Here is a 7,662-nt window from a genome sequence, read left to right on the forward strand (position 1 = left end):
GTCACCGTATCCCGGGCGACGCGCCATCCGGCACGCAAAGTAGCTGTTCGAGCCGGCGAATGTCGAGGGGCTTTGCAAAATGGTGGTCGAAGCCGGCATGACGGGCAGTGACCCGGTCGCGCTCCTGCGCATAACCAGTGACGGCAAGCAGCAGCGCCGAGGTCAGGCCGATTTCCGACCGCAGGCGCTGGGCGACCTGGTAGCCGTCCAGGTCGGGCAGGCCGATGTCAAGAATCACCACATCAGGTTGCAGCCGTGCCGCAGCCAGGAGCGCGCTCTTCCCATTGGTTGCGACATGAACATGGTGACCGGCGGCCTTCAGGAACTCGCCGAGCGATTCGCCCGCGTCGACGTTGTCGTCGACGATCAGTACCGTCTTTGGCGGAGCTTGCTGCGCCTTCAACGGCTGCTCGGTTCCCCCATCTTCCGGTGCCGCGCTTGCGGCCGGCTCGAGAGGCAGGGTCACCGTAAACACGCTGCCGCGGCCCGGGCCTTCGCTTTCCACCCGTACCTCGCCGCCATGCATCCGAACGAGGCTGCGCACGAGCGTCAAACCCAGTCCCAACCCGCCGCGCGCGCGATTGAGCGAGGCCGCATCCTGCACGAACAGGTCGAAAATCTTATCCTGCAGTGCCTGCTCCAGTCCGATGCCGTTGTCCCGAACGCGGATGGCGATGCGTTTGCCATCCTGTTGCCCGGCGTCGACGACGATGCATCCGCCCGGATCGGTGTACTTGGCCGCGTTGTGCAGCAGGTTGGCGAGGACCTGCGCGAGTCTCGCGGTATCGCCTCTCAGGGGAACGGGCGGCGCCGGCAACCTGATGTCGAGGCGATGGTTGCGCTCATCGATCAGCGGACGCACGATCTCCACCGCACGCTCGATGACTTGATCGAGCGCGATCGTTTCCATCTTCAGTTCGATCTTGCCGCGTGTAATTCGCGATACGTCGAGAAGATCGTCCACCAGTCGCGTCATGAGCGCAACCTGTCGGGCGATCGTGTCGCGATGGCGCGCGACAAGGGCAGGGGCGTCGCCGTGCATGCGCATCAGCTCAAGCGAGTTCATGATCGGCGCGAGCGGATTGCGCAACTCGTGGCCGAGCATCGCGAGGAATTCGTCCTTGCGCCGGTCCATGTCGGCCAGCTGTGCGAGCCGCTTGTTGAGTTCCTGCTCGAGGCGCACGCGTTCGGTTACATCCCGCATCAGGCAGCGCGTGGAAATGAATTCGCCCTCCGCCACCCGTGCGTTCGAATGGATCAGCACATGCTTGATCGATCCGTCGCGGCAACGCATGCGCGCCGGGTAGTCGTACAGCGCTTCGCCGGCGCGCAGTTTCTCGATGATGTTGTCGATCACGTGGCGGTCGGCATGGAACTCGGCGATATGCCGCCCGACATATTCTTCGTACGCATAGCCGAGCAGGCCGAGCTCGGCCTTGTTAGCCCAGAGAATGATGCCGTCCGGTCCCACGCGGTGCATGCCCTCCACCGCGTTTTCCAGGAAATCCGAGAGCTCCTTCTCCCGTTGATGCAGAGAATGTTCGATCGCCTTGCAGCGTGCGACTTCGGATTCGAGTGCATGCGCTTTTTGCTGGAGCATCGCGATCACGCGATTCTGCTCGTCGTGCTTGTCCGGCGCGAGGCCGTTTTCGGCAGGACGTACATGCGTGTGGGCACCGCACACCGCAGCGAAGGCGTCGCTGTGGCGGGCGTCGGAGAATGCGTGCATCGGGTAGCCGCACAGCAACGAGAATGGAAAACGCTCGCCGAGGCTGTTCCATAGCTGTTCGAGCCGGATCGCCGCATCGCGCTGCCCGTCCGCACATAGCAGCGCGACCATTTCGCCGTAGGCGCGCACATGCCGTTGTCCTTCCCGTGTGGCGCTGCGCATCAGGTCGCCGATTACCGCGTTGAATTGCGCCTCGTCCGGCCAGCCGTTCTTCATGATCGACGTCAGGGTCAGCTCGGCGTCGAGCGCAATATAGGGGCTGGCGTGATGCGGCACGCCGATCTCCGTGAGTCGACTCGGCGCGTACTTCATCTCGATGTCCGCAAGCCTCTCCCGGGACGCAATCACAAGCGCGGTTTCTCCTAGCCGCAGGCAGGGATTGATGAACCGCCATATCTCGTCAACCAGGTGGTTCTCGTTGTCGTAGAACTGAACCAGATGCTCGCCCATGAAATGCCTCCTCATTGCGCTACGGTGGCGCGCCGCGCAAGGCATTCTCCGCACATCGTCTCGCAGCGGCCCTCATTGATAGAGGGGGGAGCGGCGGATACGTTCTGCCGGATGCTTTTATTTTTGCAATGGGAATAGTGATGCTGTTCGGCTGCCGGGATCATGCCAGGCGGTGTCGCGCAAAGTTTCAAAAGAGCATCTATAATCGTCCGAGCCTCGGCGGCGCTTCGATGGAGAGGATATGAAAACGTCTGTTGCCCCTTCCTGGGACGTGGACAGCATCCTGCGGGTGGGGATGCAATCCCTGCTGGACTTGTTCGACGATTCCTGCGAGGGAACGTTGGCCGTCGACGAGGATGGCCGCATTGCGTGGATCAACGACAAGTACGTCGCCTTCCTCGGTCTCAAGAGCCCACTGGACGCACTTGGCAAGCCGGTCGAGGAAATCATCCCGAACAGCCGCATGCGGGAGGTGGTGCAGACCGGCAAGCCGATTCTGCTCGACATCATGATGATCCGCGACCAGCCGCTGGTGGTGATGCGGATTCCGCTCAAGGACGAATCGGGCAAGGTGATCGGCGCACTCGGCTTCGCACTTTACGATCGGCTGCAGCGGCTCAAGCCGCTGGTGTCCAAGTTTGCGGAACTGCAGTGGGCGCTCGCCAATACCAAGAAGGAACTCGCGCAACTGCGCCACACCAAGTATTCCATCTCGAGTTTCATCGGCGTCAGTCCGGTATCGCTCGAACTCAAGCATCGCGCGCGCCGCGCGGCACAGCTCGACACCACAGTCCTGCTGCTGGGCGAGACCGGCAGCGGCAAGGAATTGCTTGCGCACGGCATCCATGCTGCTTCGGGGCGTGCGGGGAAACCCTTCGTCGGGATCAATATCGCTGCTGTGCCGGAATCGCTGCTGGAAGCGGAGTTCTTCGGCGTCGCACCCGGCGCCTACACCGGCGCCGAACGCAAGGGGCGCGACGGCAAGTTCAAGATCGCCGACGGTGGCACGCTCTTCCTTGACGAGGTGGGCGACATGCCGCTGCAGGTACAAGCGAAACTGCTGCGGGTGCTGCAGGAGCAGGAGATCGAGCCGCTCGGCTCCAATACCATCATCAAGGTCGACGTGCGGGTGATTGCCGCGACCAGTCATGACCTGAAGCAGCTGGTCGCCGAGGGCAAGTTCCGCTCCGACCTGTATTACCGCCTGAATGTGCTGCCGATCGTGCTGCCGCCGCTGCGCGAACGGCTGGGTGACCTCGATGCACTGTGCGAGCATCTGCTTGAGCAGATCGCGTCGCGCACCGGCATGCCGCAACGCGAACTGACGCCATCGGCGCGCGCGTTTCTTGCGTCTTACCGCTGGCCGGGGAATGTGCGCGAATTGCGCAATGCGCTCGAGCAGGCTGGCATGCTGACTGACAGCATCAGTCTGACTGCCGAGGATTTCGCGCCCATCCTGCCGGTCGACGCCGGCGTCCCGCCGAATGACAGCGCGGTGACAGGCAGTGGCGGGTCGGGCGTCCGGCATCTCGCCGAGGCGGTGGCCGAGCTTGAAAAAAGCCTGATCCGGTCGGCCTTGGAGAATACGCGTGGCAACAAGGCGCAGGCCGCGCGGATACTCGGAATCTCGCGCGCGACGCTGTACCAGAAGATCGACGAATTCAACCTTCTGTCTGAATAATAGACACCTGTCCGAAATCTGGACATGGGCCAAATCCCATTATATTTCAAGCACATATCAAGATATAAGCCACAGGTGTCCAATTCCCGTACATTTTCACCGGCGTCTTCTGCGGCAAACTCCCGCCGCCTTGTCGGCGTCTGTCTCACAATTCCTTCGAAATCAAGCATTTAGCGTTGTTGGCATGGCAATTGCCATAGCCTGTTATCGCCGCGATGGCGCGGTCCGCACGCCGGGCTCGCCTTCTCAGGCCATAACAACGATTTGGAGACAACGTGAGGCTCACGAACAAGGTGGCGCTGATTACCGGCGCCAGCCGCGGCATCGGCAAGGCCACGGCGCACAAGTTTGCGAAGGAAGGTGCGAAGCTGGTCGTCGGCGATCTTGATGACGCCGTTGCCGAGACGGTCGCCGAAATCCGGCTGCAGGGCGGTAGCGCGATCGGCTTCAAGGTCGACGTCACCAAACCCCATACCGTCGACACCATGGTGCGCGGCGCGCTGGCCACCTACGGCCAGATCGACGTGCTGGTCAACAACGCAGGCGTCGTCGCCGACGCGCAGCTCCGGAAGATGACCGACGAACAGTTCGACAGGGTCATCGACGTCAATCTCAAAGGCACCTACAACTGCACCCGCGCGGTGGTCGACAGCATGATTGAAAGGAAGGGCGGCGTCGTGCTCAATGCCTCCTCCATCGTCGGCATCCACGGCAACTTCGGGCAGACCAACTATGCGGCAAGCAAGTTCGGCGTGATCGGCATGGCCAAGACCTGGGCGCGCGAACTGGGCAGGCACGGCATCCGCGTCAACGCGGTCTGCCCGGGATTCATTGAAACCGGCCTCATCACCAGCATGCCAGAGAAAGTCATCCGCTCGCTCGAGGAGCGGGTGCCGCTCGGCCGCCTTGGCCGGCCGGAAGAGATTGCGAATACCTTTGCCTTCCTCGCTTCGGACGAGGCCAGCTACATCAATGGCGCCGTCATCGAGGTATGCGGAGGAATGACGCTTTAACAGAATCAGGTTCCCGTTGTGTAGTACGAAGTCCCCATAACAGCAACCAGGGCCGGTAAAGACAGCCGGACCGACTTGAAGGAGCGAGACGACATGGCAATGCGCAGGACATTCGGTTTTACTTCGATCATCACCGCCGGCATGCTGGCCGGATGCGGCGGTGGAGGAGGCGGCAGCAGCACCGTACTTGGCGCCGGACAGGCGAACACGACGCCGGCCTTCCTCTCCGGCAGCATCAGCGTCAAGACCTACGATGGCAATAGCGACGACCTGCTGACCGCAGGCCTGGGCGCTGCCGGCCTGGCCAGTGCGACCGCGCCCGCGGTCAGCGCGACGCCGACGGCGGCTGAACTGCGCCGCCTGGCAATCCACCAGAACTACCGCGCGCTGGTCGATACCAGCGCCAACGGCGGCTACGGCACGCTTTACGGCCCGACGGTCGCCAACGGCGGCGTTACCCCGAGCGCGACCGGCAAGATCGCCGGCAAGGAGTACATCGCCTATGCCGACGATGGCAGCGGCGCGCAGAACGTGGTGCTGATGGTGCAGGTCCCGGATACGTTCAGTCCGTCCAGGCCCTGCATCGTTACCGCCACCTCTTCGGGCTCGCGCGGCATCTATGGCGCGATCGGCACTTCCGGCGAATGGGGACTCAAGCGCGGCTGCGCGGTGGCCTACACCGACAAGGGCAGCGGCAACGGTTTCCATGACCTGCAATCGAACAAGGTGACGCTGATCGATGGCACGACCGCCGATGCGTCTGCCGCAGGCAAGCTCGCGCATTTCCGCGCCAATATCAGCGAAGCGGCGCGCACCGCGTATAACGCGCTGTTCCCGAACCGCGTCGCGTACAAGCATGCGCACTCGCAGCAGAATCCGGAAAAGGACTGGGGCCGGGATACGCTGCGCGCGGTCGAATTCGCGTTCTATGTGCTCAATGAGCAGTATGGCAGCACGATCGCCAATTCGAATGTCAAGGTACGCAGCCTCGTACCGTCCAATACCACGGTGATCGCATCGAGCGTGTCCAACGGGGGCGGCGCCGCGCTGGCGGCCGCCGAGCAGGATAACGGCGGCCTGATTGATGCCATCGTCGTATCCGAGCCGCAGGCGCAGCCGAAGGCAACCTCAGGCCTGACTATCCGCCGCGGCAGCAACACGGTGACGACGATCGGCAAGCCGCTCGCCGATTACTTCACCTACGCCAACATCTACCAGCCGTGCGCGGCGCTCGCGGTGCCCAACAGCGCTTTTGCGGCCTCGCTGCCGGCCGCCAATGCGGAGGCGCGCTGCACCGCGCTCGCGCAGAAGAACATGGTCGCCGGCGCGACCACGGCGGAACGCGCCGCCGACGCATTGGCGAAGCTGCGCGCCTATGGCTGGGAGGCAGATACGGATATCCTGCACGCGACGCACTACCGCTTCGCCACGCCGTCGATCGCGATGACGTACACCAACACGCTCGGCCGCTTCGGCGTGACGGACAACCTGTGCGGCCTGAGCTTTGCCAATACCGATGCCGCAGGCAATGTGGCCGCGCAGGCCGCGCCGCAGGCAACGCTGTTCGGCACCGGCAATGGCGTGCCGCCGACCGCCGGCGTCAACATCGTCTATAACGATTCCGTCGGCGGCGCCAAGCTGGACCGTCTCGCGGTATCGCCGTCGACCAATCTCGCCGACTTCGCGCTGGACGCCGCCCTGTGCCAGCGTGCCTTGGTGACCGGTACCGATCCGGTCACCGGCGCGGCGCTGACCGGTGACGTGCTGGCAGCGTCCCGGCGCGTGCAGCAAGGCATCTCGGAAGTGCAGCTGAACGGCAGCGTGGGGAGCCGGCCGACGCTGATCGTGGCTGGCCGCAGCGATACGCTAATCCCGGTCAACCATGCGGCGCGCGCCTACTTCGGCAAGCTGCAGGTGAACAATGGCGGGCCGAATGCGCGTTATATCGAAGTCACCAACGCCAACCACTTCGATTCCTTCCTGACGTTCCCGGGCTACGACACCGCGTTGATCCCGCTGCATTACTACTTCAACCAGGCACTTGACATGATGTGGGCGCACCTGACGGCGGGCGCGGCACTGCCCGGCAACCAGGTGGTGCGCACCACGCCGCGCGGCGGCAGCCCCGGCGCGGCGCCGGCGATCACCAGGGCCAACGTGCCAGACATCGCCGTCACGCCGGCAGCGGCCAACGCCATCACGTTCGCGAACAACACCCTGACGATCGCGGACTGATTACCGGACCCGAGCCGCGCGCGGCGATCGGCGAACCTGGTCGCGCGCGGCGCAGGGTGTTTCTACTGTTCTTATGTCGCCTCCCCGGTGCGCCGGGGCAGCGGGATGCACGCACTTGCATCGGATGAAAAGTGCAAGCAAAGCAATACTGGAGAAAACGGATGGCAAGCGAAGTCATACTCGAAACGCGAAACCTGACCAAGGGTTTCAAGGGATTCATCGCGGTCAATGACGTGAACTTCAAGGTCAAGCGCGGTTCCATCCACGCATTGATCGGCCCCAACGGGGCAGGGAAGACGACGTTTTTCAACCTGCTGACGAAGTTCCTGACGCCGACGGCAGGCACGATCCTGTACAAAGGCGACGACATCACCTCCCTGGCGCCGGAACAGATCGCGCACCGAGGTGTGATCCGCTCGTTCCAGATTTCCGCGGTATTTCCGCACCTGACGGTGCTGGAAAACGTGCGCATCGGGCTGCAGCGCGCGCTCGGCACCTCCTTCCATTTCTGGAAGAGCGAGCGAACGCTCAACCAGCTCAACGGGCGAGCACGC

Annotated in this window: 5 protein-coding genes; 4 read left to right on the plus strand and 1 reads right to left on the minus strand. The window is 63.3% G+C overall.

The window, feature by feature from the left end:
• Position 1: 1 nt before the first annotated feature.
• Positions 2-2,179: a hybrid sensor histidine kinase/response regulator gene (locus tag VEC01_RS12450; RefSeq protein WP_324901190.1), complete on the minus strand. Its 2,178-nt coding sequence runs from the start codon at positions 2,177-2,179 to the stop codon at positions 2-4.
• A gap of 241 nt (positions 2,180-2,420) precedes the next feature.
• Here VEC01_RS12450 and VEC01_RS12455 point away from each other — a divergent pair, with 241 nt between their 5' ends.
• The 4 genes from VEC01_RS12455 to VEC01_RS12470 form a co-directional block, all read left to right on the plus strand.
• A complete protein-coding gene (locus tag VEC01_RS12455; protein ID WP_324901191.1) occupies positions 2,421-3,860 on the plus strand; it encodes a sigma-54 interaction domain-containing protein in 1,440 nt (479 codons plus the stop codon).
• Positions 3,861-4,135: 275 nt separating this feature from the next.
• Complete coding sequence (gene fabG, locus VEC01_RS12460; RefSeq protein WP_324901192.1) at positions 4,136-4,873, plus strand: 3-oxoacyl-[acyl-carrier-protein] reductase; 738 nt, start codon at positions 4,136-4,138, stop codon at positions 4,871-4,873.
• Between the two features lie 93 nt (positions 4,874-4,966).
• A complete protein-coding gene (locus VEC01_RS12465) occupies positions 4,967-7,108 on the plus strand; it encodes a 3-hydroxybutyrate oligomer hydrolase family protein (protein ID WP_324901194.1) in 2,142 nt (713 codons plus the stop codon).
• Between the two features lie 161 nt (positions 7,109-7,269).
• Positions 7,270-7,662, plus strand: a 393-nt coding sequence (locus VEC01_RS12470; RefSeq protein ID WP_324901196.1) for an ATP-binding cassette domain-containing protein, incomplete at its 3' end; no start/stop codon positions are given.

Source organism: Noviherbaspirillum sp. (genome assembly GCF_035627455.1).
In the GTDB taxonomy this organism is placed as follows: Bacteria; Pseudomonadota; Gammaproteobacteria; order Burkholderiales; family Burkholderiaceae_D; genus Noviherbaspirillum.